Origin of the sequence: Martelella lutilitoris, from assembly GCF_005924265.1 — a bacterium.
Taxonomy (GTDB): domain Bacteria; phylum Pseudomonadota; class Alphaproteobacteria; order Rhizobiales; family Rhizobiaceae; genus Martelella; species Martelella lutilitoris.
In genome coordinates this window covers 145,267-171,471 of record NZ_VCLB01000004.1, presented here as the reverse complement: position 1 = coordinate 171,471, position 26,205 = coordinate 145,267, and the positions used below count along the sequence as shown (strand labels likewise).

Here is a 26,205-nt window from a genome sequence, read left to right as displayed (position 1 = left end):
CTTCAACGCATCGGCCATTCCTGATGACGCGCCGCAACAAGAGTGCGGGTTTCGGGCTTGCGCGCAAAGATGAAAACGTATAGTACCCACCGGTACGGATCGCCCGGACATGGTTCCCTCCCGTCCGCATTCGGATGATCCTTGGATAAAGAAGCAGGAAACACCAATGGACCGCCGCACATTCTTCAAAAAGGCAGGCGTTGCTTCGGCCGGCGCACTTGCCCCGGCAGCGCTCGCCGCTCCCGCCATCGCCCAGGAAAGCCCCAAGCTCAACTGGCGTCTTTCGTCTGCCTTCCCGCAGTCGCTCGATATTCTCTATTCCGGCTCGACCGGTATCGCGGAGCGTGTGCGCGAGGCGACAGACGGCAATTTCGACATTCAGGTCTTTGCCGGTGGCGAGCTGGTTCCGCCGCTGCAGGTGCTCGACGCCGTGCGCGACGGGACGATCGAAATGTGCCACACGCCGTCCTATTACTATATCGGCCAGGACATGACCTATGGTCTGGGCACGGCCGTTCCTTTCGGCATGAATGCGCGCCTGAAGAATTCCTGGCTCTATCAGGGCGGCGGCAACGAACTGTTTGACGAGTTCTTCGCCGAAAAGGGCGTCTGGGGCCGTCCGGCCGGCAATACCGGGGCACAGATGGGCGGCTGGTTCGCTAATGAGATCAATTCGCTGGAAGACCTCAAGGGCCTGAAGATGCGCATCGCCGGTCTGGCCGGCCAGGTCATGGCAAAGCTCGGCGTCACGCCGCAGCAGATTGCCGCCGGCGACGTCTATTCGGCGCTGGAACGCGGCACGATTGATGCCACCGAATTCGTCGGCCCCTATGACGATCTCAGCCTCGGCCTCGTCAAGGTTGCCAAATACTACTATTACCCGGCCTGGTGGGAAGGCGGCCCGGTCATCCACGCCTTCACCAATCTCGACAAGTTCAACGAACTGCCGGCAAGCTATCAGCAGATCCTGAAGGATGCCTGCGACGCGGTAAACCTCGACATGCTGGCCCGCTACGACGCCGGCAATCCGCAGGCGCTGCGCCAGTTGGTGGCCGAAGGCGCCGTCCTGAAGCCGTTCAGCGAGGAAATCCTCGACGCCTGCTACAAGGTGTCCCAGGAGACCTTCGCCGAGATCTCGGCCGAGAACGCCTGGTTCAAGCGCATCTATGACAGCCAGCAGGAGTTCAAGAAGGACGCCTATCTGTGGATGCAGCTTGCCGAATTCTCCTTCGACAAGTTCATGATGGTCCAGCAGCGCAAGGGCAATCTCTGAAGACTGCTCCGCCATCGGCTGGATCATAGAACAACACGCGAGGAGGCCCGGCGCAAACCGGGCCTCTGGCTATTGACGATGCCGGCTGCAGATGCAAGGGGCCTGCCCCCAAATCTCCGTCACCCCGGCCTTGAGCCGGGGTCCAGGGCCACAAAAACACTCTTTGTCACAGTAACTTAAGGGCGATAGTCGTTGCTCTTTGGCCCTGGATACCGGCTCAAGGCCGGTATGACGGATGCGGGTTACGCATGTTTTGTCAACAAACTGGGGCCCGGCGCAAACCGGGCCTTTTTTTGTCGCGCACCGGTGCCTAATCGGCGCTGCTCAGATGATTGACGGGGCCTTGATCTGAACGTAAGCCATTGGTCTGCATCGAAAACAAACGAAAAGAGGGGCACCCGTGTCTGATCGGATTGTCATTGTCGGAGCAGGTCAGGGCGGCTTTGCCGTCGCGGCCAAATTGAGGGCGCTGAAAGACGAGCGACCGATTACGTTGATCGGTGCGGAAGCCGTGCCGCCCTACCAGCGGCCGCCGCTTTCGAAGAAATACCTTCTCGGCGAAATGGCCTTCGACCGTCTGCTGTTCAGGCCCGAGACCTGGTACGGTGAAAACGACGTGAACCTTCTGCTGGAGCGCTTCGTCGAACGTATCGACCGGGATGCCAGGCAGGTGGTGATGCAGGACGGCTCAACGCTTCCCTACGGCACGCTGGTGCTCGCCACGGGTGCCGCGCCGCGCCGACTGCCGGAAGATCTCGGCGGCGATCTCGACGGCGTATTCGTCATGCGCGACAAGCATGATGCCGACCGGCTTGCCAAAGCGATGAAGCCGGGCGCAAGGCTTCTGGTCGTCGGCGGCGGTTATGTCGGCCTCGAGGCGGCTGCCGTTGCGCGGAAATTCGAGGTCGAGGTCACCGTGATCGAGATGGCTGACCGCATCCTCAAACGCGTCGCAGCGGCTGAAACCTCCGAGATCATGCGCGCCATCCATCGCGATCACGGCGTTGACATCCGCGAGAACACCGGCCTGATCCATTTAGAGGGCGAGGACGGACATGTCCGCCGCGCGGTGCTTTCGGGCGGCGAAACGCTCGAGATCGACATGGTGGTTGTGGGAATCGGCGTGACGCCGAACGACCAGTTGGCAAAGGAAGCGGGCCTTGCCGTCGGAAACGGCATCGTCGTCGATGCATTCGGACGGACATCCGATCCAGACATCTTTGCCGTCGGCGATTGCGTCGAACAGCCCTATCGCGGGGCGCGTATCCGCCTCGAATCGGTGCCCAATGCCGTCGACCAGGGAGAGGCGATTGCAGCGGTGATCGCAGGCTCGGACAAGACCTATCAACCCGAACCGTGGTTCTGGTCGGATCAATATGATGTGAAACTTCAAATCGCCGGCTATAATGGCGGCTATGATCGTGTCGTGGTGCGAGAGGGGGCCCGCGAAGGCAGCAAATCAGTCTGGTATTTCAAGGGTGATACGCTTCTGGCCGTCGATGCGATCAACGACGCGCGCGCCTATGTCTGTGCCAAGAAGATGCTTTCTGCGGGGATCAATCCGTCGGTCGACGTGATTTCCGACCCCGCTACCGATCTGAAGGCGCTGGCCAATCCTTGAGGAGCAATTGCCCGCGAGGTTGACAAAAGCCGTTTTGCCGTGGATTTGAATTTCATGGTAAAATAATGAACGGGACATGCGACGCAAGTGAATGGAACGAAAAGCGCCGGTGGGCGGGACAGGGGATTGAAGAATTGTCTTTTCGGCTGAGGGGCGGTTCGAAATCGCGAACGACGTTGAGCGATGTCGCGCGGCTGGCGGGCGTCAGCCCGATCACTGTGTCACGCGCGCTGCGCGAACCGCACAAGGTGAGCGAAAAGCTGCGCGAGACCATTCTCGACGTCGTCGAGGAGATCGGCTACGTGCCGAACTTCGCCGCCCGGGCGCTGGCCAGCCGGCACAGCGGCATCGTCGCGGTGCTGGCGCCGATCATGGAGATGAGCGGCTTCTTTCACGCCGCCCGCGGCGTCGAGGACCGGTTCCTGACCAGCGACGTCAGTACGCAATTCGCCAATATCGGTCTGAACGCCGCTGAGGAAGCCAAGCTGCTGCGGCTCTTCGTGGCGCAGAACCCCGCCGGCATCATTCTCGAGAGCGTTGCCGAGTTCCCGGTCAACAAGCCGCTGATCGCCGAGCTCGGCTGTCCGGTGGTGCAGATGATGGATACCAGCATCGAGCCGCTGGACATGGGCGTTGGCATCCGCAACCGTGCGGCCGCCGCCGCCGCCGTCGAGCATCTCCTGGCGCAGGGCTATGAGCGGATTGCGCTTTTGGGCGGCGGCAAGGACATCCGCTCCCGCCGTCGCTTCGAGGGCTATCGCGATGCGCTTTTGAAGGCCGGATGCTACGATCCGGCCTATGTTTTCGAAGCTGAAACCGGCAATCCGATGGAGCAGGGGGTGAACCTCATCCGCAACCTCCGGCGACGCATGCCGGAGGTGGATGCCGTCTTCTGTCACAATGACCGGCTTGCCATGGGGGTCTATTTCGGCGCCCAGCAACTCGGCGTCCGCGTGCCGGAGGAACTCGGCATCTGCGGCTATAACGGCGTGGATTTTGCCGAGATGGAAGAATCGCCGCTGACCTCGGTCTATGTTCCGCTCTACGAGATCGGCTTCAAGGCGGCCGAACTGATCATGCGCTATTTGACGGAGGGCGAACGCCCGGAGGCCGCCGTCGAACTGCCGTTCGAGATCATCGAGGGCAATTCGACCCGGCGGTAACGGGCAGAGCCGTCAGCGTGCGGCGCGCGCGACATGCAGGCCGCATTCGCGCTTGGCGTCATTCTCCCACCACCAGCGCCCGGCGCGCTCCGGTTCGCCGGGCTTGATCGCGCGCGTGCAGGGGGCGCAGCCGATGGAGGGATAGCCACGCTCATGCAGCGGGTTGAGGGGGACCTCATGCGTCTTGGCGAAGGCGCGGATGTCCTCGATGCTCCAGTCGGCGAGCGGGTTGATCTTTGTCAGATGCCGCGCTTTGTCTTCCTCGGAAAAGGGTGTCGTCGCCCGATTGCCGGACTGGCCGCGCCTCAGACCCGTGATCCAGTAGGCAGCGCCTTCGAGCGCCTGCGCGAGCGGCTCGAGCTTGCGGATGTGACAGCAGGCGTGGCGCGCCTCAACGCTCTCGTAAAAACCGTTACGGCCATGTTCGGCCACGTAGGTATCCACGGCCTCCTGGCGGGGACGGTAGCGTTCGATTGTGATGTCGAAGCGGGCTTCGGTGTCCTCGATTAGCTGCAGGGTCTCGTCAAACAGTCGACCGGTGTCGAGCGTGACGATCCTGATCGGCAGGCCGGCCATGGCGATCGCGCCGGTCAGCACCTGATCCTCGATGCCGAGGCTGGTGGTGAAAACGGCAGGTCGGCCGGATTCGGCCACGAGCCGCAGCCTTCCTTCAAGGTCCAGCGCGGCAAGGGTGTCTTCAAGGTCGATCTTTGAGGAAAGCGTCATCATCAAACTCGCATCATGTCCGTTTGCTGCAGTATCGCGTTCAAGCCGGCTTTGCGCGAGGAACCGGCTTGTCGAAATCGAGGCGGCGGCGACAAAAGCTTGGCGTAAAACCTTCGATTGCTAGAACGCGCTGCCCGGACCGGTTCTATATGGCGCCCTTGTCATTATAACGACGGGTTTCCTCACGCATCTCGTCGGCGGTGCCGCGTTCTTCCAGCGCCGACTCGCGGTTGCGGGCGCGCTGGAACTTGATGCTGTCGGCGATGAAGGCGCGCGACAGGCCATGATAGAGCGGTTCGCGCGAGATCATGCGCGAGGCGATATAGCCGAGCATGGAGGTCGCCATCAAGGTGATGATGCCGTCATGATTGTCCGTCATTTCCAGAATGATGACGAAGGCGGTCATCGGCGACTGCACGACGCCGGCGAAATAGCCCGCCATGCCGAGGATGGCGCCAAGACCGATGCTGACGCCGAGCAGGTGGGCGACCGAGGAACCGAGCGTTGCGCCGACCGAGAGCGATGGCGCGAACAGGCCGCCGGGAATGCCCGACGCCATGGAAAGGAAGGTTGCCGCCAGCTTGCCGACGAAGAAGAAGGGGCTGATTGATCCGCCCTCGATCACGGTTCTGGCCTGCTCATAGCCGGTGCCGAAGGTCGCGCCGCCAAAGAGAATGCCGATGACGGCAACGGCCAGGCCGCAGCCGCCGGCGACAAGCGCCATCCGCTTGATCGGCGCAGGCTGCGCCCAGCGCTTGACGCGCCGCGCCACCTTCAGCGAATAGAGCGAGAACATGGCGCCCAGCAGGCCGCCGCCGATGCCGCAGACGAACACCGCGACCCATTCCTCTGGCCTGACGGCGATGGCCGAGGCCTGGCCGAAATAGGTGTAGTTGCCTGCAAGCCCGATCGCCGCAAGGCCGGAAAGGATGATGGCGGAGACAACAAGGCCGTTGGCGCGCGATTCGTAGGCGCGGCTCATTTCCTCGATGGCGAAGACGATGCCGGCGAGCGGCGTGTTGAAGGCGGCCGAGATGCCGGCGGCCGAACCGGCGACGATCAACCCCTTGGTCTGGATCATCTTTCCCCAGCGCGCGGTCTGGATCATGATCGAGGCGCCGACCTGCGCGGTCGGGCCCTCGCGGCCGATCGAGGCGCCGCAGAAGAGGCCAATCACGGTGATCAGGATCTTGCCGGCGGCGACCCTGAGATTGAGCAGCCGGTGCTGGCTTTCGGTGTTGTGCAAATGCCGGGCGGCGATCGCCTGCGGGATGCCCGACCCTTGGGAATTGGGAAACCAGCGCGTGCTCAGATAGGAACAGAGCATGAAGCCGAGCGGCGTCAGGATCAGCGGGAGATAGGGCGAATAGGCGGTCGATTGCCGCATGTGCTCGAACAGTTCATAGGCGAAATCGGCAGCGCGCGCGAAAAACACGCTGATCACCCCGATCATGAGGGCCCCGACCCAGAAAACCAGCCTTGGTTGCCATATGCGCCATGATCCCCACATCACCCGTGTGCGACGGACCATTTTGACGTTCTTGTAATAGGGGCGCATGACCTGGCTTTCGCGGCAATCTCTTTGGTGTTTTAAAAATATCCCGGTCCGGGGCCCGGTATCAAAGTACAGGAAGCGGGGCGGTTGAACCCGTTATCCTCTTGCCGTTGGTTGATTTCAAGGCCGCGTAACGCAATTTCCGTTCACCCACGGTTATTTGTCCTGTCTTGCGCAAGCTCTTCGAAATGCGCCTGAAGCGTTTGCGTGCCGTAACACGGCGCGGCCATGTCACGGCGGGAGACAACGAGAAAGAACTCGAACGGTCCCCATGTGGCGGGTCCGGTGATCCTTTTGAGGATAAAAAGCAGACCGTCGGCTATGAACTGCGGCAGATGAAGAAAACGGGGCGGTTTTCCCAACGCGGCAAAGGCAAGCCGACCGATGTCGTCGAAGGTGAAAACGTCCGGGCCGCCGATATCGACATGCGCCGTCCCGTTTTCGATCGCATCGACCGATGCCGCCGCAAGGTCCGCGCCGGCGATCGGGTTTACGCGCACTTGGCCATCGCCGAAAAGAAAGACGCGGCCGCGCGCGGCCATGTTGAAGACGTCGCCCATATCCGAGAAATAACCGGTGGGGGCTATGACCGTGGAGGGCAGGGCGCTTTCCTCAAGTCTGTCGACAAAATCCTGCTTGGCGCGGGCCAGCGCGCTCTCGTCGGCAAACTGATCGCCCTTGAAAACGTGGACATAGGCAAAACGCGAGACGCCGGCGCGTTCAGCCTCCGCCAGCAGATTGCAATTGGCGCCGTAGTCGACGTCGTGATAGGTGAGCCCGTCCTTTTGCCGGGTTATACCGAGGGCGGATATCACGATATCGACATTGTTCATGATGCCGGAGAGGCTTTCGGCCTCCGTCGCTTCCGCCTCGATCAACTGGTCTGCCTCGGGCAGGAGCCGCGCCGCGCGGTTTCCGTCGCGCACAAGGGCGATCACCCGATAACCCGATTTGTGAAACGCTGCGACCAGATGTCGTCCGAGATAGCCTGTCGCGCCGGCAACAAGCACGGTCTTCGCCAGGGCGTTGCCGGTTTGCCGGGCTTCGCCGCTCTTTGCTTCCCCGGCCATCAGGGACGCAGGCTCTCATAGGAAACCATGACATGGGCGCGATAGGCCGCCCGCTCGGTCATGGCCGCATAATAGGCCTCGACCGCCGGTCGCGCGGCACGGTCGATCTCCATCGTGTAGTAGCGGTAGAGAATGTGGCCGAACATGATGTCGGCCAGCGTGAAGTCGTCGCCCGCAAGGAAGGCGTGTTTCTGGAGCTCGGCCTCGGCAATGCCCAGGAGCCTGTCGAAGGCGGCTATCGCGCCGGCGATCGCTTCCGGGTCGCGGTCTTGCTCCGGCGTGCGCACCACGGGCCAGAAGATCGGCATGGTGAAGGCGGCAGCGGCGGTGACCTTGCCCCATTCGGCCCATTTGTCGACATGGGCGCGCGCTGCCGGATCTTTCGGCCAGAAGCTGTCACGTGCATAGCGGGCGGCGAGGTAGCGGCAGATGGCGCCTGTCTCGAACAGGGCCTCACCATCGTCGCCGTCCTTGACGACAGGGATCAGTCCGTTCGGGTTCATCGCCAGGAATTCCGGCGTGTCGGTGCCGCCGAATTTGAAGCCGACATCATACCGTTCGTGTTCAAGTCCAAGCTCGCCGACAGTCCACATCAACGCTTGTACATTGGATGATGTCGCGCGGCCCCATATTTTCAGCATGTCACGGTCCTTCCGGTATGATTCGGTAATGATTGCCATTATGCAGATGTCGCGCCTGGCGATCAGCCCCAGATTTGCCGTCCTTGTCGGACTGATCAAGATCAACGCAAGGACTTTCCGGGCTGCTAGGTATCGGCCACGCGCCTCCCAAGCGTCCACCGACGGAGTTTTCTGACCATGCAGCATTTCAATTTCGATGCCTTCCCGCCCCATGTCATGGCCGAAAAGGCCGAAGCCGCGGGCATTGCAAAGGTCAAAAAGGATCCCGTGTCGCTGCTCGTCTCCGCAATGATGGCCGGCGCTTTCATCGGCATAGCGTTCATCTTCTACACTGTCGTGACAACCGGCAATGGCGATATCGGCTGGGGCGCGAACAAGTTCATCGGCGGCCTCGCCTTCAGTCTCGGGCTGGTTCTCGTCGTGCTCACCGGCGCCGACCTTTTCACCAGCACCGTGCTGACCATCATCGGCAAGGCGACGGGGCAGATCAGCTGGGGCGCGCTCGCTCGCAACTGGGCGACGGTCTATGTCGGCAATTTCATCGGCGCGATCACGCTTGTCGGAATCATGCAGCTTGCCCGGCACTATGAGGGTGATGGCGGTCTTCTCGGCATCAACTACATGCACATCGCCCAGCACAAGCTGCACCACACCTTCCTGCAGGCGGTGGCGCTGGCCATCATGTGCAACGTCCTTGTCTGCCTCGGCGTGTGGATGACCTATGCCGGACGCACGGCGACCGACAAGATCCTGGCCGTCATCCTGCCTGTCGCCATGTTCGTCGCCTCAGGCTTCGAACACGTCGTCGCCAACATGTTCCAGATCCCGATGGCGATCCTGACCAGGACGCTTGCCGGACCGGAGTTCTGGGCGACATCGGGTGCAAATCCGGCAGACTTTGCCGATCTGACCTGGAGCAATTTCGTGCTTGCCAATCTGATCCCGGTCACCATCGGCAATATTATCGGCGGCGCGTTGTTCGTCGGGATCGCCTACTGGGTCATCTATCTGCGACCTGCGGTGCGCCACCAGGCGCATTGAGGCGCCCTTTGGAAAACGCGCCCGCGCGCGAAGAATAGTTGCTAATATTCAGCTTCATCACTATCGTCGCATCGATTTTACGCGGTGATGAAGGGGATATTCCACCATGACGACTTTCGGAGATCAGGGCCCGGATATTGACAAGATCAGGGGACGCTGGGGCTGGGTCATGGCCTTTGGCCTGCTGCTCGTGCTGCTGAGCCTCATTCTTCTGGGCAATCTTGTGGCGACGACCGTCGCCTCGGTGGTCTTCTTCGGTGCGATGCTGATCGTCGCCGGTGTCGTCCATCTTCTGCAGCTGTTCTACAACCGTTCGAAGGGTCATGTCGCCTTCTGGGTGATCTCAGGGCTTCTTTACGTGCTGGCCGGCATCGTTCTGATGCGCAATCCGGTTCTGGCCTCCAGCCTGTTCACCATCATCGTCGGCGTCTCGCTGGCCGTTGCCGGCGGCTTCAGGCTCTATCTCGGCATGACCATGCGCCCGCTGAAGGGCTGGGGCTTCATGATCTTCTCCGGCCTGGTTCTCATACTGGCCGCCGTGCTGATCGCCTCCAACTTTCCGCAGAACAGCCTGTGGCTGCTCGGCCTGTTCGTCGCGGCCGACTTCCTGGTCTACGGCGTGTCGATGGTGGTCTTCGCGCTTGCGCTGCGTCCCGGCAGCAACGGTTGAGTTGAAGGAAGGCCCGGTCGGCGTTCCCGGGCGGACGCGGCCGGGCCTCTTGGTTTCTGGAATTCGAGCAACCGAGGCAAGAGAGCAATGTCTTCAGACGGTTCGATGCGCTACATCACGATCAGCGGCTTTGGCGGCCCGGAGGTCATGTCGGTGGCAACGGGACCGCGCCCGAAGCCCGGGGCGAACGATGTTCTGGTCAAGGTTGCCGCCGCCGGCGTCAACCGGCCGGATGTCGCCCAGAGGCAGGGCAGTTATCCGCCGCCGCCCGGCGCAAGCCCGGTTCTGGGGCTGGAGGTGGCCGGCACGGTCGTCGCCAGGGGCGACGATGTCGAGGGCATCGAGATCGGCGCGCGCGTCTGCGGCCTTGCCAATGGCGGAGGCTACGCGGAATACTGCCTGCTTCCGGCAGGCCAGGTTCTGCCGGTGCCCGACGGCATCGATGACGTTTCCGCCGCCGCGATCCCGGAGACCTTCTTCACCGTCTGGGCCAATCTCTTCCAGATGGCGGGCCTTCGGGACGGTCAGGATGTGCTCATCCACGGCGGCTCGAGCGGCATCGGCACGACGGCCATCCAGCTTGCAAAAGCGTTCGGCGCCCGGGTCTTCGCCACGGCGGGCACCACGGAGAAATGCAATGCCTGTGTGAAGCTCGGCGCGACGGTCGCAATAAACTATCATGAGCAGGATTTCGTCGAGGTGGTGAAGGCGGCGACGGAGGGACGCGGGGTCGATATCATCCTCGACATGGTCGGAGCGGCCTATTTCCAGCGCAATCTTTCCGCCCTTGCCAGGGATGGCTGCCTGTCGATGATCGCCTTCCTGAGCGGGCCGAAGGCCGAGAACGTCAATCTGACGCCGATCATGGTCAAACGGCTCAAGGTGACCGGCTCAACCATGCGTCCGCGCACCGATGCCGAGAAGAAGGCCGTGCGCGACGATCTTGCCGAGAAGGTCTGGCCGCTCATTGCCGAGGGCCGCGTGAAGCCGCTGATCGATCGCGTCTTTGCCTTCGAGGAGGCTCCCGATGCGCACCGGCGCATGGAGGCCGGCGATCATATCGGCAAGATCGTTCTGACATTCGACTGACATCACGGGTTGCGGGGGAGGTTCGGGCTGATGGTCAATCCTGTTCTGGTTGAGGTGACGCGCGGTGCGCTCGTCGAAAGCCGCCATCGCGGCATGATCGCGGTCGCCGATGCGGCGGGCGGCTTGGTCTATGCCGCCGGCGATATCGAGGCGGCGGTGTTTCCGCGTTCGGCCTGCAAGGCGATCCAGGCGCTGCCGCTTGTCGAAAGCGGGGCGGCGGATGCCTATGACTTCGGCAATCGCGAGATCGCGCTTTCAGCCTCTTCCCATTCCGGCGAAGACGCCCATGCGGCGCTTGCGGCAGAAATGCTTGGGAGGGCAGGACGCGGCGTCGAGGATCTGGAATGCGGGGCGCACTGGTCGTTCCAGCAGCCTGTCCTCATCCACCAGGCCCGCACGCGTGAGATGCCGGATGCGCTCTGCAACAATTGCTCGGGCAAGCATGCCGGCTTCGTCTGCGCCTGCTGCCACCAGGGTATCGATCCGAAAGGCTATACCGGCTACGATCATCCGCTTCAGGCGCAGATCCGAGAGGCGATGGCGGATGTGACCGGCGCCCTCGTCGGTACTGATGTCTGCGGCGTCGACGGCTGCAATATTCCCACCTATGCGGTGCCGCTGAAGGCGCTCGCCCGAGGCTTTGCCCGCATGGCGACGGGCGAGGGGCTTTCGCCGACCCGCGCCCGCGCTGCCCGGCGCATCATCGATGCGGCGATGGCCGAGCCCTATTATGTCGCCGGCACGGGCCGGGCCTGCACCGCGCTGATGGAGATGGCGCCCGGCCGCATCTTCGCCAAGACCGGGGCGGAGGGCGTTTTCTGCGCGGTACTGCCGGAGCAGGGCCTCGGCATTGCGCTCAAATGCGAGGACGGCACGACGCGCGCCGCCGAGGCCATGGTGGCGGCCGTTCTCGCAAGGCTTCTTGCCGATGACGCGGCGCTTTCGGAGCGCCTGCGGCTGATGGCCGATTCCGGGCTGAAGAACTGGAACGGCACGGACGTCGGCAGGGTGCGCGCCGTCCTGCCCTGAGGCGAAAGCACGATGCGCTATTCCTCGCTCTCCAGGAGATGCTGCCTCAGCGCGTTCAGCCGGGCGTGAAGCGCGCGGGCCTCTTCTGCCGTACATCCCGTTTTCACGGCGATCGCCCTGCCGACGGTCTCGGCATCCTCGCGCATGTCCGCGCCTTTCGGCGTCAGCGTGATTTCCACGCGGCGCTCGTCGTCGGCTGCCCGGCGCTTTACGACAAGGCCCGCCGTTTCCAGCCGTTTCAGAAGGGGCGACAGCGTGCCGCTGTCGAGCCCCAGCCGCGCGCCGATGGCGTTGACCGACAGCGTCCGATGCTCCCACAGCACCATCATCACCAGATATTGCGGATAGGTCAGGCCGAGTTTTGACAGGAGCGGCTTGTAGGCGCGCGCGAATGCGTGCTCGGTCGCGTAGACGGCGAAACAGAGCTGGTCATCGAGCCGGGGCTGGCGGTCGTCTTCATGGGTCATTGGCGCAATATAATAGGCGCGATAAAAATCGCAAAATAATATTGTAAACAATTTAATTGTGCACTATTTAGATGTCACGCGATACGGAACGGAACCGATCGGGCTCCGCCGCGTCGTATAAGAAATGGAAGTTTTCTCAAGAAAGGCGGTTTCCGCCTCAACAAGGAGCAATGCCATGATCAAGACGCTTTACACCACCAAGGCCATTTCGACCGGCGGCCGCGAAGGCACCGCCCGCACCGAGGACGGCGCATTCGAAGTCAATCTCGCCTTGCCGAAGGAAATGGGCGGTCCGGGCGGCGACGGCGCCAATCCCGAACAGCTTTTCGCCGCCGGCTATGCCGCCTGCTTCAATTCTGCGCTTCACAATGTCGCCGCCAAGAAGAAGGTCGAGCTTCCGAAGGAAACCACCGTATCGGCGACCGTCGGCGTCGGTCCGCGTGATGACGGCGAGGGCTTCGGCATTACCGCGGAACTGACCATCGCCATTCCGGGACTCGACCGCGAGACGGCGGAAAACCTCGTCCATCAGGCCCATATCGTCTGCCCTTACAGCCACGCGCTGAGGGTGAACTACGAGGTTCCGGTTTCGCTCGCCGAATAAGGTCAGCGGCAGATCACAAGGTCGGCGGTTTGCCCGCCGGCTTTTTCATGCCGCCGTGGCGACAATGAAGAGGCGCGGGAAGCGCAGCAGCACGCGTCCGTCGCCCATTGCCGGATAGTCTGTCGCGATGCGTTTGCGGTAGGCGGCGATGAAATCCTCCTGCCGGTCATCCGGAAGACAGTCGAGATAGGGCCTGAGACCCGTGCTCTTCACCCATTCGACAATGGCGTCTGCATCCGCGAGCGGGTGATGATAGGTGGTCCGGAAGATATCGAGGCGGCTGCTCTTCGGATGGAGCCTGTCGTAATAGGTCTCCGCCGCCGGCAGGGGCGCGCGCGCCGGCGACTTGCCGGAAAAGAACGGCGCGAAATCGGCCAGGTGGGCCGTGTCTTCCATCGCGACATGGCTTGGTTCTTTGAAATTGTCGGGCATCTGCACCGCCAGCACGCCGCCAGACGGCAATCCGCCGAGAAGCTTTGCGAGCTGGCCCAGGTGGTCTGGCACCCACTGGAAGGTCGCATTGGAAAAGAGCAGGGCCGGTTCTCCCGGCGCCTGCCATGCGGCAAGGTCGGCCTGCTCGAACGGGATATCCGGAAGACGCGTGCGGGCTTTTTCCAGCATGTCCGTGTCGAGATCGACCCCTGAGATCGGGGCTTCGGGAAACCGCGCCTTCAGCAGCTCCGTCGAATTTCCCGGCCCGCAGCCGAGATCGATGATCGGTCCCGGCGGGATGTCGGGCAGCGCGTTGATCAGGTCGCGCGCCGGGCGCGAGCGTTCGTCCTCGAATTTCAGATATTGCGTTGCCGACCAGGCCATCCCGTTTTCCTCCGCATCTTGCCATAGTTGCCATAGCACCTTCCCGTCATCTTGCCCATTCGCCGGGAAAGCGCATCTGTCAGGATTTTCCGCTTGACCTTCAGCCGGGCGAAGTCTTGATTGGCGGCGTTGAATTTCCGCCGCCCGCCTTCAGGCGCAAGCTGCCGCTCCGGCCCCTTTTCCAGTGACCGATCTTGCGAGGCGCATTGTGAAGACAGGCGGCGTTGCAAGGAGAATGAAATGGCAGTCGATACTTCCCCGTCATCGGAAACCTGGACCCATGTGGATGGCGAATGGCTTCCCGGCAATCCGCCGCTGATCGGCCCGACCTCGCATGCGATGTGGCTTGCCTCGACCGTTTTCGACGGCGCGCGTTTCTTCGAGGGCATGGCGCCGGATCTCGATGAGCACTGCAAGCGCATCAACCGCTCGGCGCGGGCGCTCGGCCTTGAGCCGACCCATACGCCGGAGGAGATCGAAGCCCTGGTCTGGGAAGGCCTGAAGCGCTTCAAGGGCGCGGAAGCCGTCTATATCAAGCCGATGTACTGGGCCGAGCACGGTCTTGCCGGCCTCGTGCCGCCCGATCCGGCCTCCACGCGGTTCGCGCTTTGCTTGTTCGAGACGCCGATGCGCTCCACCGTGCCGGTGCGCCTCACGCTGTCGCCCTTCCGCCGCCCTTCGCCGGAAGTGGCGATGACCCATGCCAAGGCCGGCAGTCTTTATCCGAATTCAGGCCGGATGATGCTGGAAGCCCGGGCTCGCGGTTTTGACAATGCGCTCGCCTGCGACATGAACGGCAATGTCGCCGAAACGGCCTCCGCCAACATCTTCCTCGTCAAGGACGGCATCCCGATGACGCCGGCCGACAATGGCTGCTTCCTGGCGGGCATCACTCGCCGCCGCATCCTCAAGCTCTTCCGCGAGAACGGCATTGCCGCCGAGGAGCGCACGCTGACGGTGAAGGACTTCATGGAAGCCGACGAGCTGTTCATGACCGGCAATTACAACAAGGTGGTCCCCGTCACCAAGCTCGATGACCGTGACTATGATCTCGGCCCGATGGCGAAGAAGGCGATGGAACTCTACATGGACTGGGCACGGGCAAACTGCAAATAGGCCGCGCCCGGCGGATCGTCAGGAAGCCCGGACGCGCGCGTCCGGGCTTTTTTGTTTCAGGCGGGCCGGCTTTCGCTATCGTCTCGACTGTCGCAGCAAGCTTTTTCGCGGCATGCGTTTTCGGCAAGCGCGCCCGCCTCCGCTTCCCCCGCGCGGAACTCCCGCCATGACTGGGTCAGGATCTGGAAGGCGGAGGAGAGGAAAAGGCTTGCCATGATGAAGGCGACCGCAAGATCAGGCCAGGCGGCGCTCGAGCCCCATACCCCCAGCGCCGCGACCATCACAGCCACATTGCCGATCGCGTCATTGCGCGAGCACAGCCAGACGGAGCGGACATTGGCATCGCCATCCTTGTAGCGAACGAGCAGCAGCACCGTGGCGAGGTTGGCGGCAAGCGCCATCAGGCCGATCACGCCCATCACCGGCGCTTCCGGCACGCCGGCGGCGAAAACCCGCCATACGGTCGACCCGAACACAAAGAGACCCATCAGCAACAGGCTCGCGCCCTTTAAGGCCGCGGCCATCGACCGGGTCCTGAGGGACGCGCCGATCACCGCCATGGAGATGCCATAGGTCAGTGCGTCGGCGAGGAAGTCGAGCGCGTCGGCCTGCAGCGCCTGCGAGCGTGCGGCCTGGCCCGCCGCCATTTCGACGACGAACATCGCCGCATTGAGAAAGATGACGATCTTCAGTCTTTTCTTGTAGGCCTCCGACATGCCGTCGAAAGTGGCTTGTCCGCAGCATGCGCTCATTGTCCGCACCCGTTGTAATTGTCGATGCCGGTCACCATAATTGCTCCAGCGACTATAGGTTCAAGAGGTTTTCTGAAGCATGTTTTCCATCGGCGAACTTTCCCGGCGCACCGGCGTCAAGGTGCCGACCATCCGCTATTACGAGCAGAGCGGGCTGATTGCGCCGGCGGAACGGTCCGAGGGTAACCAGCGCCGCTACGGACGAGACGAGGAAGGCCGGCTCGCCTTCATCCGTCATGCCCGCGACCTTGGCATCTCGCTTGATGCGATCCGCGAATTGCTGGAGCTGTCGGCCCATCCCGAAACACCGTGTGATCGCGCCGATGCGATTGCCCGCGACCACCTCGCCCTCGTACGCGAGAAGATCGCGCGGCTGAAACGGCTGGAGACGGAACTGGCGCGGATCGCCGGTCATTGCGACGCCGACGCTGTCGGCGAATGCTACGTCATCCGCTCGCTCGCCGACCACGGCCTGTGCGCGGAGGAGCATGCGTGATTTTTCAATTGACAAGTCTGCCGTTTCGGCGCATCTGAAAATCCATGATCAAGACCGTGACCCACAACCACACGTATTTTTGGCTGTTCCGATAGGAGCGGCCGCGATTGATCATGTTCATCACCGGCCGCCAGGGGGCGGCTAAGGTGTTGAAGCAAAGTCCCCGGCGGTGCTCGAAACGAAGGCCAGGGACGACAATGACTGACGATCACGATGAAATTTCGCTGGAACGACCCGCTCTGATGACCATCAGAAGGGCGGTCGAAACCGATATTCCCCAATTGCTTGAAATGATCGGCCTTCTGGCCGCCTTTCACGGTGACGCCGTGGAGGCGAGCGCCGAAGGGCTGAAGCGCGACCTGTTCGGGCCGGCGCCCTGGGTGACGGCGCTTGTCGCCGACAGCGGAGCGCAGCTTCTGGGCTATGCGCTTTTGACCCCTCTCTACCGCGCCCAGCAGGGCAAGCGCGGCATGGACCTGCATCATCTCTTCGTGCGCGACGGTCATCGCAGCCATGGCGTCGGCCAGCATCTGATTGCCCGCGCGCGCGACTTCGCCAAGGCTGCCGGCTGCGCCTATCTCTCCGTCAGTGCCGCCACGGGCAACACCAAGGCGCACCAGTTCTATCAGCAGATGGAGTTTGTCGCCCGGCCGGTGACGGGCATGCGCTATCTGCAGTCGCTCGCCTGAAACCGGCCGGCCTCACTTTGCCGGCACGGCCTTCAGATAGGCGCCGATCGCCTCGAGGTCGGCGCGCGTGAGGTGCGAGACATTCTGCTGTACCTCGACCATCGAGCCGCCGACCGTATCGTAATCGGGCGTGAACCCGGTCTCGAGATAGTCGGCGATCTGACCCGCCGTCCAGTCGCCGATCGCCGTCGAGCCCGGCGTGATGTCGGGGATCATGCCCTCGCCGTCGGGATTGGGCCCGCCGGCAAGCCAGTCGCTGTATTTCAGGCCGCCAAGCGCATTGCGCGGGGTGTGGCATTCGCCGCAATGGCCCGGGCCTTCCACCAGATATTGCCCGCGCATGACCTCGGGCGTGGCATCGGCAAGCGCGACGCGCGGCTGATCTGAGAAATAGAGCCGCTTCCAGAAGGAAAGCGCCAGTCGGATGTCGAACGGGAAGGCGATATCGTGCGGCTTGCTTGGCTCGCTGCTTTTCGGCAGCGTCATGATGTAGCCGTGCAGGTCGCGCACATCCTGGTTGGTCATGCGCACATAGGATGTGTAGGGCAGGGCGGGGTAAAGGTTCTCGCCATGGCGCCCGATGCCCTTCTTCAGCGCATTGGCGAATTCGTAAAAGGTCCAGTCGCCGATGCCATAGCCTTCGTCCGGCGAGATGTTCGGGGCATGAAACGTGCCGAAGTCGCTCTCGATCGGCAGACCGCCGGCGAGCACCAGCCTCTGGTCGCCTTCCGAGCCGGGAGCGGCATGGCAGCCGGCGCAGCCGCTCGCCCAGAAAATCTTCTCTCCGTTTTGCGTATCGGCGACCGCGGCGCTTCTGAGCGCAACGGGATCAAGCCTGGGCGGCGTGAGCGCAACGATGAACGCCGCGCCCATGAACAGCGCGGCGACAACCAGCACTCCGATCGTGATGCGTGGTCTCACGCTTCGGCTCCTTGAATACCCGTTTTCATCCCCGGCTCAGGGCAGCCAGGGTCAGTTCTTGGCGCGATAGATCTCGTGACAAGAGCCGCAATTGGCGCCGAGTGTCTGCATCGCCTTGCCGACGGCGGCCTGATTGGCCGGAAGGTCGGCAAGAAGCGCGGTCGCGTCAGCGGCAAGCTTGTCAGCGCGGCCGGTGAAATCGTCCATGTTCTCCCAGATCGCCGGGCTAGCTTCCGTGTCGTTTCCGGTCTTGGAATCGGGCGGGAAATGAGTCGGGAAGTCCTTGGCATGATCGGCGATCGACGAGAGAGCGCCTTCTACGACGACCGGATCGTAATCCTTCTGGCCCTTGGCGATGGCGCCGAGCTGGCCCATGGCCTGGCCGATGGCCTTCATGTCATCCTGGCGAAGCATTTGCGGGGCGTCCTGTGCCATAACCGAACCCGCGCCCAGACAGAGCGCCAGCGCGCCGGCGATCAGATAGTTTTTCTTCATCGAGACCTCCTTCTCTTCTCGCCAGCAGTATATCCAGCCGCCGGCAGGAAGCCAGTAGGGTAAGCGCGCCGCGAAAGATCAAATCGGCAAGTCCGCTGATGTTAGCCATCACTATTTGTTGAAATCACGGCCACAGAGCATGGAAGTGATGGGTGGGGCCATGACCCGAGCCGACCGACAGCGCGTCCGATGCCGCGATCGCGCCGGCGACATAGTCCTTGGCGATGCTGACGGCCTCGGAAAGCGCGGTCCCCTTGCCGATTTCGGCGGCGATGGCGCTCGACAGCGTGCAGCCCGTGCCGTGGGTGTTTTCCGTGTCGATCCGCGCGCCTTCCAGCCATTGATGGCCTTCGGCGGACACCAGCAGGTCCGGGCAATCCTCGCCCTCCAGATGTCCGCCCTTCATCAGAACCGCCTGGGCGCCGAGCCCGCGCAGCGCCTTACCCTGGGCGATCATCGCCTCGCGATCGCTTGCAACCTCTTCATCGAGGAGAGCCGCGGCCTCCGGCAGGTTCGGCGTCAGGAGGGCGGCCAGCGGCAGGAGGTGGTCCTTCAGTGCTTCCACCGCGTCTTCCGGCAGGAGCCGGTGTCCGCCCTTAGCCACCATCACCGGGTCGAGCACGACCGGGACCTCGACGTGGTGGCGCAGGCTGTCGGCAATGGTGACGGCGATATTGGCGTTGGCGATCATGCCGATCTTGATGGCGCTGACGGAGATGTCGTCAAAGATCGCGGCGATCTGCTCGGCGACGAAGGCGGACGGCACTTCGTGCACGCCGGTCACGCCCTGCGTGTTCTGCGCCGTCAGCGCCGTCATCGCCGCCATGCCGTAGGTTCCCCGCGCCGAAAACGCCTTGAGGTCGGCCTGAATGCCCGCGCCGCCAGAGGGATCGGATCCGGCGATCGAGAGAATATTCGCAATCATGTCTTTGCCTTCCCGATGGTCAAGAGCCATCGCTGCCTGTTGGTATTTTCGGCGGCCGGGCCGCCTGAGGGACATGTGGAAAGGGGCTTCCCGTGTTTCAATCGGCCGATGCCGGGGCGCCTTGCCCCGGTAAAACCGCTCATACCCCGCCTCATAGATGCGTAACCCTGGCCCCGGCCTTCAGTTCCGCCGGTGTCGTTGCCGCGAGGGCGTCGAGAAACTGCACGGCGAAGGAGCCGGGGCCTTGCGCCATGGGATGCGCCTTGCCGCCGGCGACGGCGTAAAGCGCGAAGGCGGCGACCGTCGCCGAAAAGGGATCGGCCGGGCGCGTGCCGACAAAGGCCCCGACAAGGCAGGTCAGCGCGCAGCCGAGCGCGGTGACCTTCGGCATCAGGGGAGAGCCGCCCGCAACCCGCGCGGCGCGGCGGCCATCGGTGACGAAATCGGTCTCGCCGGTGACCGCCACCACCATATTGCCCTCGGCGGCAAGGCGGCGCGCGGTCTCTTCCGCGGCTTCCACGCCGTCGCCGGCGTCCACGCCCTTGCCGCTCGCCGGGGCATCGGAGAAGGCGAGGATTTCGGAGGCATTGCCGCGCAGCACGGTCGGGCCAAGATCGAGGATGTCGCGCGCGGCTTGTCTACGAAAGCCGGTGGCGAAATGGGCAACGGGATCGAAAACCCAGGGTTTGCCGCTGTTCCTTGCACCGGCAGTGGCCGCCTTCATGCTTGCAAGTCTCTCGGATGTGAGCGTGCCGATATTGATCGTCAAGGCATCGGCGAGCCCGGCAAATTCGCCCGCCTCTTCCTCTGCCAGAACCATCGCTGGGGATGCGCCGGCCGCAAGCAGGACATTGGCGGCGATGTTCATCGCCACATGATTGGTGATGCAGTGCACCAGCGGCGCTTTCTCGCGCATTTCGCTCAGCAGAATATCGGCGTCCGCCATGCCGGTCTCCCTTTTCGTGTTTCAGCGGGAAAGCCGGACGGGCCGGAGAGGAGAAGGCCCGAGTGACTCCCTCCGCCGGTATGATCCGGATCAGGTTCCAAGGGTGCTTCTCAGCCCGCTTTAGCGGGCGCCCCTGTCGCTCTTGTGACAGCCGGTATAACAGAAAAAATCCGCCCGGTAAGGGCGGATTTTCAATTGTGGCGGATATGAGAGTTTTCGCTTACTTCATCGTCGGCATGGAGAATTCGGCGCCCGAGCGGATGCCCTTGGGCCAGCGGCTGGTTATGGTCTTCATGCGGGTGTAGAAGCGCACGCCTTCCGGCCCGTGCATGTGATGGTCGCCGAAGAGCGAGGCCTTCCAGCCGCCGAAGGAATGAAATGCCATCGGAACCGGGATCGGCACGTTGATGCCGACCATGCCGACCTTGATCTTGTGGGCGAATTCGCGCGCGGCATCGCCGTCGCGGGTGAAGATCGCCGTGCCGTTGCCATATTCGTGGTCGTTGATCCACTGCGCCGCCTCGTCATAGCTTGAAGCGCGGGCAACCGAGAGGACCGGTCCGAAGATCTCTTCCTTGTAGATCTTCATGTCGGTCGTGACCTTGTCAAAGAGCGTCGCGCCGACGAAATAGCCATCCTCATAGCCCTGCAGCTTCAGCCCGCGACCGTCGACAACGAGGTCCGCGCCTTCCTCGACGCCCGAATCGATCAGGCCGAGGATCTTGTCGCGCGCGGCCGCCGTCACCACTGGTCCCATATCGGCGTCCGGATCGGTGCCGGGGCCGACCTTGAGCGCGGCGATGCGGGGCTTCAGCTTGTCGATCAGCCGGTCGGCCGTCTCGTCGCCGACGGGAACGGCGACCGAGATCGCCATGCAGCGCTCGCCGGCCGAGCCATAGGCCGCGCCCATCAGCGCGTCTGCGGCCTGGTCCATGTCGGCGTCGGGCATCACGATCATGTGGTTCTTCGCGCCGCCGAGCGCCTGGCAGCGTTTGCCGCTCGCCGTTGCGGTCGTGTAGATATAGCGCGCGATCGGGGTCGAGCCGACGAAGCTCACGGCCTGGATATCCGGATCGGCGAGGATCGCGTCGACGGCTTCCTTGTCGCCCTGGACGACGTTGAACACGCCGTCGGGAAGGCCCGCTTCCTTCAGCCATTCGGCAATCAAGAGGGCGGCGGAGGGGTCGCGTTCGGACGGCTTCAGAATGAAGCAGTTGCCGCAGGCAAGCGCCACGGGGAACATCCACATCGGCACCATGGCCGGGAAGTTGAACGGCGTGATGCCGGCGACGACGCCGAGCGGCTGGCGCATCGACCAGCTGTCGACGGCGGTGCCGACATTTTCGGTGAACTCGCCCTTCAGAAGTTGCGGGGCGGCGGTGGCGAACTCGACCACTTCCATGCCCCGCTGGATTTCGCCGAGCGCATCGGAATGGACCTTGCCGTGTTCGGCGGTGATAACCTTCGCCAGTTCATCGGTCCGGTCCTCGAGAATGCCGAGGAACTTGTTGAGGATGCGGGCGCGCCGCAGCGGCGTCGTTTCCGCCCATGCCGGGAAGGCGGCCGTTGCGGCTTCGACGGCAGCGCGCACATCTGCCGCGTTTGCGAGCGACAGTTCGCCGCTCTGTTCGCCGGTGGCCGGATTGTAGGTCGGGACCGTGCGGCTTCCGGAGCCTGCCACGATCGTGCCGTTGATGAAGTGCTGGATGGATTTCATGGTGGTTCCTCCGGTGTTTACTGGCGACAGGCACGCCGTCCTCTTCGGCGTCATCCTCGGGCTTGACCCGAGGATCCATTGTCGCGGAGCAGTTCCGCCTGGACCCTCGGGTCAAGCCCAAGGGTGACACAAGCAAGGAAGAATGCTGTCACGTCTTGGTTTGACGATCATTTGCACTCTTGCCTATTAATTTCTGCAAATAAACAGGATAGTATACAAATCCGTTGTGCGGAAATTATAGGACATCGATGGACTGGGATCATTTGCGCGTTTTTCTGGCGGTCGCCCGCCATGGCCAGTTCCTCGCGGCGGCCCGGGCGCTGGCGCTCAACCACGCCACGGTTTCGCGGCGCATCAATGCGCTGGAGGAGGCGCTCGGCGAGCCGCTGTTCGAGCGCACGCCTGCCGGTTCGGCACTGACGGAAGCGGGCGAGCGGCTGCTTGCCGTCGCCGAGCGGGTCGAAACGGAAATTCTCGGGATCGCGGAGGATACGCGGGCGCGCGGTGCGCGCCTTGCCGGCACCGTTCGGGTCGGCGCGCCGGATGGCCTCGGCACCTATTTCCTGGCGGGCGAACTCGGCCGCCTGCAGGAGGAACATCCCGCCCTTATCGTCGAACTTGTGCCGTTGCCGCGCACATTCTCGCTGTCGAAGCGCGAGGCGGACCTTGCGATCACGCTCGATCCGCCGGAGGAGGGCAGGCTGGTCGTCTCCAAGCTGACGGACTATACGCTCGGCGTCTATGCCGCGCGGTCCTATCTGGAGCGGTTCGGGACGCCGGATGACGAGCACGCGCTTGTCGGCCATGTTGCGGTGACGGGGGTGGAGGACTATGCCTATGCCTCCTCGCTGAACTATGCCAATCATCTCGGCCGGTCCGCAGGCCGGCTGTTTCGCTGCGCCGGCGTTGCCGGCCAGGTCGAGGCCGTGCGCGCGGGCATCGGCATCGGCATCCTGCATGATTTCGTCGTGCGAGACAGTCCGGGGCTGGCCAGCATTCTGCCGGATATCCGGTTCCGACGCTCCTATTATCTGCTGTCACACCCCGATACGGGCAATCTGGCGCGCATTGCGCTGGTACGCGCCTTTCTCTCCCGGCGGTTCCGGGAAGAGAGGAGGCGGTTCATCGCCGATGAAGCATAAAGAAACTCAACTGGGCAGGCCGAAATCCTTTTCCAGCCTTTCCCAGGTCTGGTCCATGGCCCACGGGCCGGTCATCGGAATATTGAGGTGGCCGTAGATCGGGGAAAGCTGCCATTCGGCCGTTTCCTCGTCAATGCCTGCCAGTTGCTGCAGATACATGACCGCAGCCAGCCCCGTGCGGTCGGCGCCCGCCTTGCAGTGGATCAGAAGCGGCTTTTCCGCGTCGCGCATCAGCGCCAGAAGTTCCAGGCTGCGATCGAGCGGCAATTCCCGGCTGTCGGACATGCCGAAATCGACATGGGTGAGCCCGAGCGCCTCGCTTGCTGCGATTTCCTGATCATACCAGTCCCGGCCCGGATGCGCGCCGCGCAGGTTGATCACCGTCTTGATGCCGTGCCGTCTCGCATAGTCGGCGAGATCATCGGCGCTCGGTTGTGCCGAACGATAAAGCTCGCCTGCGTGGACCTCATGAAAATTACCGGTGAGCTGCAGGCCGCCGAGGTAAATTCCGGCGGCGAGCACCAGTGCTCCGGCTGACCAAGCACAACGCTTCAAAACGGCCCTTGCGTCCATCCATCTTCACTCCAGAATTGCGATCGGACCACTAACGCCCGCATTTCGGCGAAACTTAGCCCGGGTGATGGGGGATATCCACCGACATGCTGTCGCAGTGCGGAAAATATGACAGAAATCAGGCAATTTATGTTGACAATAATACTCATGTTTTATAGCCCGTAGGCACGAGAAGCCGGCGCCCCGCCGGACCGGAATACCCAGCCAGCCAGTTCGTTTCGGGATTTTCCCGGCGTCAGCCAGCCAGGTTCTGAAGAGAACAAGAGGATTGGGTGATGCGTATGGGACTTTCCCGCACCTTTTTGCTGGCGTCGTGCACCGCACTGGCGTCGGCTGTTTTGACACATTCTGCACTCGCGCAGGATGCTTCGAGCGATGATGCGACGACGCTGCTTCCGGCGGTCAATGTGACGACGACCGGCGGCAAGGACGGCATTGCCGACACGCCGCTTGCCACCGAAACGACGCGCGACGCGCTCGACGCCAATATCGTCTCCGATTTCGGTGATTTCACCCGCGTGCTTGAGCCGGGCGTCACCTTTGTCGGCGATGATTCGGGCTCGGTCAATATTCGCGGCATGCAGGGGCCGCGCGTCTCGACCGTCATCGACGGCATTCAGCTTCCCTATCTCGACGACGCCGCGCGCGGCGATGCCGTTGGCAATATGGACAGTTTCAGCTTCGATTCGATCGCGACGATCGACATCGTTCGCGGTTCGGACTCCTCGCGCTCCGGCAGCGGTTCTCTCGGCGGCACGGTGGTGCTGCGCACGCTGGAGCCGGAAGACCTGATCGACCCGGAAAAGGGCTGGGGCGGACGAACTGGGCTGATGTATGACAGCACGGACCAGAGCATCAACGCGCAGGGCGCCTTCGCCATTCGCTCCGGCAACACCTCGATGCTGTTTCAGGGCGACCTCGGCGCGGGCAGCGAGACGGAGAACCAAGGTACGGTCGGCGGCTATGGCGCGACCCGCAGCGAGCCCAACCCGGCAAGCTTTGACGAGAACAATCTCCTGTTCAAGCTGCGCCAGCAGTTCATGGGCGCCCACACGCTGGGTCTCACCCTGGAGCGCTATGACCGCGACAAGGATATCGACCTCCTGACCGAGCAGGGCGACACCTATGCGCAGGATGACTGGAACGGCAGCGAGATCAAGCATCGCGACCGCGTCTCGATCGACTATAATTACGAGGCAATCGCCGCCGATGGCTTGTTCGACAGCGCCTTCAGCACATTCTACTGGCTGAAGAGCGAGCGCGAGAGCGGCACCAGCGGCACCCGTCTGCCGGGCGCGCGGCCGACCCCGCCCTATGGCCCCTATTCGCGCACGTCGAGGACCGATGACGAGCGTTACGGCTGGTCGGGCTGGGCCGCCAAGGGCATCGAGACCGGTTCGCTCTTCCATAATTTCACCATCGGCGGCGATTTCTACTATTCGCAGACGAGCCAGTATTCGAGCGGCGAGGACAATTGCGGTCCCGGGCCCTATTCGCCCTATAGCGCCTGCAACTTCCTCCACACCAACCAGGCGGATACGCCGGATGTGGACGGCTATGTCCTCGGCCTTTACGCCCATGACGAGATCATCTTCGGCGACAGCGGCTTTGCGCTGACCCCCGGCGTGCGCTTCGACTGGTACCAGTATGACCCGAAGGAAACGCAAGCCTATACCAACAATCCGAACTACAACGGCTTGCCGGACGGGCAGAGCGACTGGCGGATTTCGCCGAAGATCCTCGCCACCTACGACCTGACCGACTTCACCCAGCTCTACGGTCAGTTCTCCACCGCCTTCCGCGCGCCGACGCCGGGCGAGCTCTATGTCGATTACGGCGGTCCGGGCACTTACCTCAGGATCGGCAATCCCGACCTCAAGCCGGAAACGAGCTGGGGCTTCGAGCTCGGAGCCAATTTTGGTGATGACGACGACGGCGGCCGGATCTCGGCCTTCTACAGCCGCTACAAGGACTTCATCGACACCCAGTCCGTCGAGCCCGGCGATGTCGGCATCGCCTCTGGCCTTTATCCCTTCGGCATCACCCAAACCGTCAACATCGACAATGTCGAGATTGCCGGCGTCGAGGCAAGCGTCCAGAAGTCGTTCATCAACAACTGGGACGTCCGTGCCTCGCTCGCCTTCGCCCGCGGCTTCAACATGGACACAAACGAAATCCTGGGGTCCGTGGCGCCGCTCAAGGCCGTCATCGGCGGCGGCTACAATGACGAGACCTGGGGCGTGAACTCGAACTGGATCCTCTCCGCCAAGGTGCCGGATGGCTCCACAGCCGACTTCAAGGCGCCCGGCTACGGCATTGTCGACGTCACCGCCTGGTGGGCGCCGGAACGCTTCGAGGGCATGACGCTGCAGGCCGGCGTCTACAACCTCTTCGACCAGACCTATTACGATGCCCTGGAACTGCAGGACGTGACGATGGACCAGCCGCAGAGCTTCTATTCGGAGCCCGGTCGGACCTTCAAGATCTCGCTGACGCAGACATTCTGAGGTCGGCTAACACCGATTCAAAAAGAAAGAGGCCGGACGCGAAATCGCCCGGCCTCAAACTGCTGACAAAGCCCGTTGAAGGAGCAAAGAGCCTGCTCCCATTCTCCGTCACCCAGGCCTTGAGCCATTGGTGTCCGGTTTAGCCATCAGTCGGGTTTTCT

Annotated in this window: 26 protein-coding genes and 1 riboswitch; of the genes, 13 read left to right on the top strand and 13 right to left on the bottom strand. The window is 62.8% G+C overall.

Translation table 11 applies throughout. From position 1 onward, the window contains the following. Positions 1–166 precede the first annotated feature (166 nt). The 3 genes from FF124_RS08125 to FF124_RS08115 all read left to right on the top strand — a co-directional run bounded on the left by FF124_RS08125 (position 167) and on the right by FF124_RS08115 (position 4,057). Positions 167–1,273: a TRAP transporter substrate-binding protein gene (locus FF124_RS08125; RefSeq protein ID WP_138747995.1), complete on the top strand. Its 1,107-nt coding sequence runs from the start codon at positions 167–169 to the stop codon at positions 1,271–1,273. A 400-nt stretch (positions 1,274–1,673) separates the two neighbouring features. Further along, complete coding sequence (locus FF124_RS08120) at positions 1,674–2,894, top strand: NAD(P)/FAD-dependent oxidoreductase (protein ID WP_138747994.1); 1,221 nt, start codon at positions 1,674–1,676, stop codon at positions 2,892–2,894. Positions 2,895–3,028: 134 nt separating this feature from the next. Continuing rightward, positions 3,029–4,057 carry a LacI family DNA-binding transcriptional regulator gene (locus tag FF124_RS08115; RefSeq protein ID WP_187326865.1) on the top strand — a complete coding sequence of 343 codons (1,029 nt, stop codon included), beginning with the start codon at positions 3,029–3,031 and terminating at the stop codon, positions 4,055–4,057. 12 nt (positions 4,058–4,069) lie between these two features. Here the strand turns inward: FF124_RS08115 and FF124_RS08110 are convergent, their stop codons facing one another. From FF124_RS08110 to FF124_RS08095, 4 genes are all read right to left on the bottom strand, one after another. Then, on the bottom strand, positions 4,070–4,783 hold the full coding sequence (locus FF124_RS08110) for a phosphoadenylyl-sulfate reductase (RefSeq protein ID WP_425462517.1): 714 nt from the start codon (positions 4,781–4,783) through the stop codon (positions 4,070–4,072). A 145-nt stretch (positions 4,784–4,928) separates the two neighbouring features. Continuing rightward, positions 4,929–6,341, bottom strand: coding sequence for a chloride channel protein (locus FF124_RS08105; protein WP_138747991.1), 1,413 nt, complete (start codon positions 6,339–6,341; stop codon positions 4,929–4,931). Between the two features lie 143 nt (positions 6,342–6,484). Continuing rightward, a complete protein-coding gene (locus FF124_RS08100; RefSeq protein ID WP_138747990.1) occupies positions 6,485–7,408 on the bottom strand; it encodes an SDR family oxidoreductase in 924 nt (307 codons plus the stop codon). After that, positions 7,408–8,049: a glutathione S-transferase family protein gene (locus FF124_RS08095; protein ID WP_138747989.1), complete on the bottom strand. Its 642-nt coding sequence runs from the start codon at positions 8,047–8,049 to the stop codon at positions 7,408–7,410. The genes FF124_RS08100 and FF124_RS08095 overlap by 1 nt, the downstream gene beginning before the upstream one ends. A 177-nt stretch (positions 8,050–8,226) precedes the next feature. On the opposite strand from FF124_RS08095, the gene focA reads away from it, so the two are divergent. The 4 genes from focA (at position 8,227) to FF124_RS08075 (ending at position 11,878) form a co-directional block, all read left to right on the top strand. Beyond that, complete coding sequence (focA, locus tag FF124_RS08090; protein WP_138747988.1) at positions 8,227–9,090, top strand: formate transporter FocA; 864 nt, start codon at positions 8,227–8,229, stop codon at positions 9,088–9,090. Positions 9,091–9,196: 106 nt separating this feature from the next. After that, a complete protein-coding gene (locus tag FF124_RS08085) occupies positions 9,197–9,760 on the top strand; it encodes an HdeD family acid-resistance protein (protein WP_138747987.1) in 564 nt (187 codons plus the stop codon). Positions 9,761–9,847: 87 nt separating this feature from the next. Beyond that, positions 9,848–10,849, top strand: a complete 1,002-nt coding sequence (locus FF124_RS08080; RefSeq protein ID WP_187326864.1) for an NAD(P)H-quinone oxidoreductase — start codon at positions 9,848–9,850, stop codon at positions 10,847–10,849. A 30-nt stretch (positions 10,850–10,879) separates the two neighbouring features. After that, positions 10,880–11,878 carry an asparaginase gene (locus FF124_RS08075; protein WP_138747986.1) on the top strand — a complete coding sequence of 333 codons (999 nt, stop codon included), beginning with the start codon at positions 10,880–10,882 and terminating at the stop codon, positions 11,876–11,878. 17 nt (positions 11,879–11,895) lie between these two features. Here the strand turns inward: FF124_RS08075 and FF124_RS08070 are convergent, their stop codons facing one another. Further along, the gene (locus FF124_RS08070; RefSeq protein ID WP_138747985.1) at positions 11,896–12,345 is read right to left on the bottom strand and encodes a MarR family winged helix-turn-helix transcriptional regulator; all 450 of its coding nucleotides are present in this window, start codon (positions 12,343–12,345) and stop codon (positions 11,896–11,898) included. A gap of 178 nt (positions 12,346–12,523) precedes the next feature. Here FF124_RS08070 and FF124_RS08065 point away from each other — a divergent pair, with 178 nt between their 5' ends. Next, positions 12,524–12,949 (top strand): organic hydroperoxide resistance protein, encoded by a 426-nt coding sequence (locus tag FF124_RS08065; protein WP_187326883.1) that lies wholly within the window; start codon positions 12,524–12,526, stop codon positions 12,947–12,949. 45 nt (positions 12,950–12,994) lie between these two features. Here FF124_RS08065 and tam read toward each other — a convergent pair whose 3' ends face one another. Beyond that, positions 12,995–13,765: a trans-aconitate 2-methyltransferase gene (tam, locus tag FF124_RS08060; RefSeq protein WP_138747983.1), complete on the bottom strand. Its 771-nt coding sequence runs from the start codon at positions 13,763–13,765 to the stop codon at positions 12,995–12,997. 240 nt (positions 13,766–14,005) lie between these two features. Between tam and FF124_RS08055 the strand changes: the two genes are divergently transcribed. Further along, positions 14,006–14,881, top strand: a complete 876-nt coding sequence (locus tag FF124_RS08055; RefSeq protein ID WP_138747982.1) for a branched-chain amino acid aminotransferase — start codon at positions 14,006–14,008, stop codon at positions 14,879–14,881. A 56-nt stretch (positions 14,882–14,937) separates the two neighbouring features. Here FF124_RS08055 and FF124_RS08050 read toward each other — a convergent pair whose 3' ends face one another. After that, complete coding sequence (locus FF124_RS08050; protein WP_138747981.1) at positions 14,938–15,633, bottom strand: cation efflux transmembrane domain-containing protein; 696 nt, start codon at positions 15,631–15,633, stop codon at positions 14,938–14,940. Positions 15,634–15,712: 79 nt separating this feature from the next. Between FF124_RS08050 and FF124_RS08045 the strand changes: the two genes are divergently transcribed. Continuing rightward, positions 15,713–16,129: a MerR family transcriptional regulator gene (locus FF124_RS08045; RefSeq protein WP_138747980.1), complete on the top strand. Its 417-nt coding sequence runs from the start codon at positions 15,713–15,715 to the stop codon at positions 16,127–16,129. Positions 16,130–16,326: 197 nt separating this feature from the next. After that, positions 16,327–16,818, top strand: coding sequence for a GNAT family N-acetyltransferase (locus tag FF124_RS08040; protein WP_246072297.1), 492 nt, complete (start codon positions 16,327–16,329; stop codon positions 16,816–16,818). A gap of 12 nt (positions 16,819–16,830) precedes the next feature. Here FF124_RS08040 and FF124_RS08035 read toward each other — a convergent pair whose 3' ends face one another. From FF124_RS08035 to FF124_RS08015, 5 genes are all read right to left on the bottom strand, one after another. Beyond that, on the bottom strand, positions 16,831–17,691 hold the full coding sequence (locus tag FF124_RS08035; RefSeq protein ID WP_138748194.1) for a c-type cytochrome: 861 nt from the start codon (positions 17,689–17,691) through the stop codon (positions 16,831–16,833). A 99-nt stretch (positions 17,692–17,790) separates the two neighbouring features. Beyond that, on the bottom strand, positions 17,791–18,234 hold the full coding sequence (locus FF124_RS08030; RefSeq protein ID WP_187326863.1) for a c-type cytochrome: 444 nt from the start codon (positions 18,232–18,234) through the stop codon (positions 17,791–17,793). 124 nt (positions 18,235–18,358) lie between these two features. After that, a complete protein-coding gene (gene thiD, locus FF124_RS08025; RefSeq protein WP_138747979.1) occupies positions 18,359–19,159 on the bottom strand; it encodes a bifunctional hydroxymethylpyrimidine kinase/phosphomethylpyrimidine kinase in 801 nt (266 codons plus the stop codon). A gap of 151 nt (positions 19,160–19,310) precedes the next feature. Next, positions 19,311–20,105, bottom strand: coding sequence for a hydroxyethylthiazole kinase (gene thiM / locus FF124_RS08020; RefSeq protein WP_138747978.1), 795 nt, complete (start codon positions 20,103–20,105; stop codon positions 19,311–19,313). Positions 20,106–20,155: 50 nt separating this feature from the next. Continuing rightward, positions 20,156–20,250, bottom strand: a riboswitch (TPP riboswitch). Between the two features lie 75 nt (positions 20,251–20,325). Then, positions 20,326–21,822, bottom strand: coding sequence for a CoA-acylating methylmalonate-semialdehyde dehydrogenase (locus tag FF124_RS08015; RefSeq protein ID WP_138747977.1), 1,497 nt, complete (start codon positions 21,820–21,822; stop codon positions 20,326–20,328). 248 nt (positions 21,823–22,070) lie between these two features. On the opposite strand from FF124_RS08015, the gene FF124_RS08010 reads away from it, so the two are divergent. After that, positions 22,071–22,964 (top strand): LysR family transcriptional regulator, encoded by an 894-nt coding sequence (locus FF124_RS08010; protein ID WP_138747976.1) that lies wholly within the window; start codon positions 22,071–22,073, stop codon positions 22,962–22,964. 6 nt (positions 22,965–22,970) lie between these two features. On the opposite strand, the gene FF124_RS08005 is transcribed toward FF124_RS08010, so the two are convergent. After that, on the bottom strand, positions 22,971–23,537 hold the full coding sequence (locus FF124_RS08005) for a dual specificity protein phosphatase family protein (protein ID WP_138747975.1): 567 nt from the start codon (positions 23,535–23,537) through the stop codon (positions 22,971–22,973). A 338-nt stretch (positions 23,538–23,875) separates the two neighbouring features. Here FF124_RS08005 and FF124_RS08000 point away from each other — a divergent pair, with 338 nt between their 5' ends. Beyond that, a complete protein-coding gene (locus FF124_RS08000; RefSeq protein ID WP_246072295.1) occupies positions 23,876–26,044 on the top strand; it encodes a TonB-dependent hemoglobin/transferrin/lactoferrin family receptor in 2,169 nt (722 codons plus the stop codon). The last annotated feature ends 161 nt before the right edge of the window (positions 26,045–26,205 follow it).

What these genes read in the sequence shown, in the direction of transcription:
- FF124_RS08125 (WP_138747995.1), top strand. Translation starts at nt 167, where the DNA reads ATGGACCGCCGCACATTCTTCAAAAAGGCAGGCGTTGCTTCGGCCGGC.
- FF124_RS08110 (WP_425462517.1), bottom strand. Translation starts at nt 4,783, where the DNA reads ATGACGCTTTCCTCAAAGATCGACCTTGAAGACACCCTTGCCGCGCTG.
- FF124_RS08105 (WP_138747991.1), bottom strand. Translation starts at nt 6,341, where the DNA reads ATGCGCCCCTATTACAAGAACGTCAAAATGGTCCGTCGCACACGGGTG.
- FF124_RS08100 (WP_138747990.1), bottom strand. Translation starts at nt 7,408, where the DNA reads ATGGCCGGGGAAGCAAAGAGCGGCGAAGCCCGGCAAACCGGCAACGCC.
- FF124_RS08095 (WP_138747989.1), bottom strand. Translation starts at nt 8,049, where the DNA reads ATGCTGAAAATATGGGGCCGCGCGACATCATCCAATGTACAAGCGTTG.
- focA (WP_138747988.1), top strand. Translation starts at nt 8,227, where the DNA reads ATGCAGCATTTCAATTTCGATGCCTTCCCGCCCCATGTCATGGCCGAA.
- FF124_RS08085 (WP_138747987.1), top strand. Translation starts at nt 9,197, where the DNA reads ATGACGACTTTCGGAGATCAGGGCCCGGATATTGACAAGATCAGGGGA.
- FF124_RS08080 (WP_187326864.1), top strand. Translation starts at nt 9,848, where the DNA reads ATGTCTTCAGACGGTTCGATGCGCTACATCACGATCAGCGGCTTTGGC.
- FF124_RS08075 (WP_138747986.1), top strand. Translation starts at nt 10,880, where the DNA reads ATGGTCAATCCTGTTCTGGTTGAGGTGACGCGCGGTGCGCTCGTCGAA.
- FF124_RS08070 (WP_138747985.1), bottom strand. Translation starts at nt 12,345, where the DNA reads ATGACCCATGAAGACGACCGCCAGCCCCGGCTCGATGACCAGCTCTGT.
- tam (WP_138747983.1), bottom strand. Translation starts at nt 13,765, where the DNA reads ATGGCCTGGTCGGCAACGCAATATCTGAAATTCGAGGACGAACGCTCG.
- FF124_RS08055 (WP_138747982.1), top strand. Translation starts at nt 14,006, where the DNA reads ATGGCAGTCGATACTTCCCCGTCATCGGAAACCTGGACCCATGTGGAT.
- FF124_RS08050 (WP_138747981.1), bottom strand. Translation starts at nt 15,633, where the DNA reads ATGAGCGCATGCTGCGGACAAGCCACTTTCGACGGCATGTCGGAGGCC.
- FF124_RS08045 (WP_138747980.1), top strand. Translation starts at nt 15,713, where the DNA reads ATGTTTTCCATCGGCGAACTTTCCCGGCGCACCGGCGTCAAGGTGCCG.
- FF124_RS08040 (WP_246072297.1), top strand. Translation starts at nt 16,327, where the DNA reads ATGACTGACGATCACGATGAAATTTCGCTGGAACGACCCGCTCTGATG.
- FF124_RS08035 (WP_138748194.1), bottom strand. Translation starts at nt 17,691, where the DNA reads ATGGGCGCGGCGTTCATCGTTGCGCTCACGCCGCCCAGGCTTGATCCC.
- FF124_RS08030 (WP_187326863.1), bottom strand. Translation starts at nt 18,234, where the DNA reads ATGAAGAAAAACTATCTGATCGCCGGCGCGCTGGCGCTCTGTCTGGGC.
- thiD (WP_138747979.1), bottom strand. Translation starts at nt 19,159, where the DNA reads ATGATTGCGAATATTCTCTCGATCGCCGGATCCGATCCCTCTGGCGGC.
- thiM (WP_138747978.1), bottom strand. Translation starts at nt 20,105, where the DNA reads ATGGCGGACGCCGATATTCTGCTGAGCGAAATGCGCGAGAAAGCGCCG.
- FF124_RS08015 (WP_138747977.1), bottom strand. Translation starts at nt 21,822, where the DNA reads ATGAAATCCATCCAGCACTTCATCAACGGCACGATCGTGGCAGGCTCC.
- FF124_RS08010 (WP_138747976.1), top strand. Translation starts at nt 22,071, where the DNA reads ATGGACTGGGATCATTTGCGCGTTTTTCTGGCGGTCGCCCGCCATGGC.
- FF124_RS08005 (WP_138747975.1), bottom strand. Translation starts at nt 23,537, where the DNA reads ATGGACGCAAGGGCCGTTTTGAAGCGTTGTGCTTGGTCAGCCGGAGCA.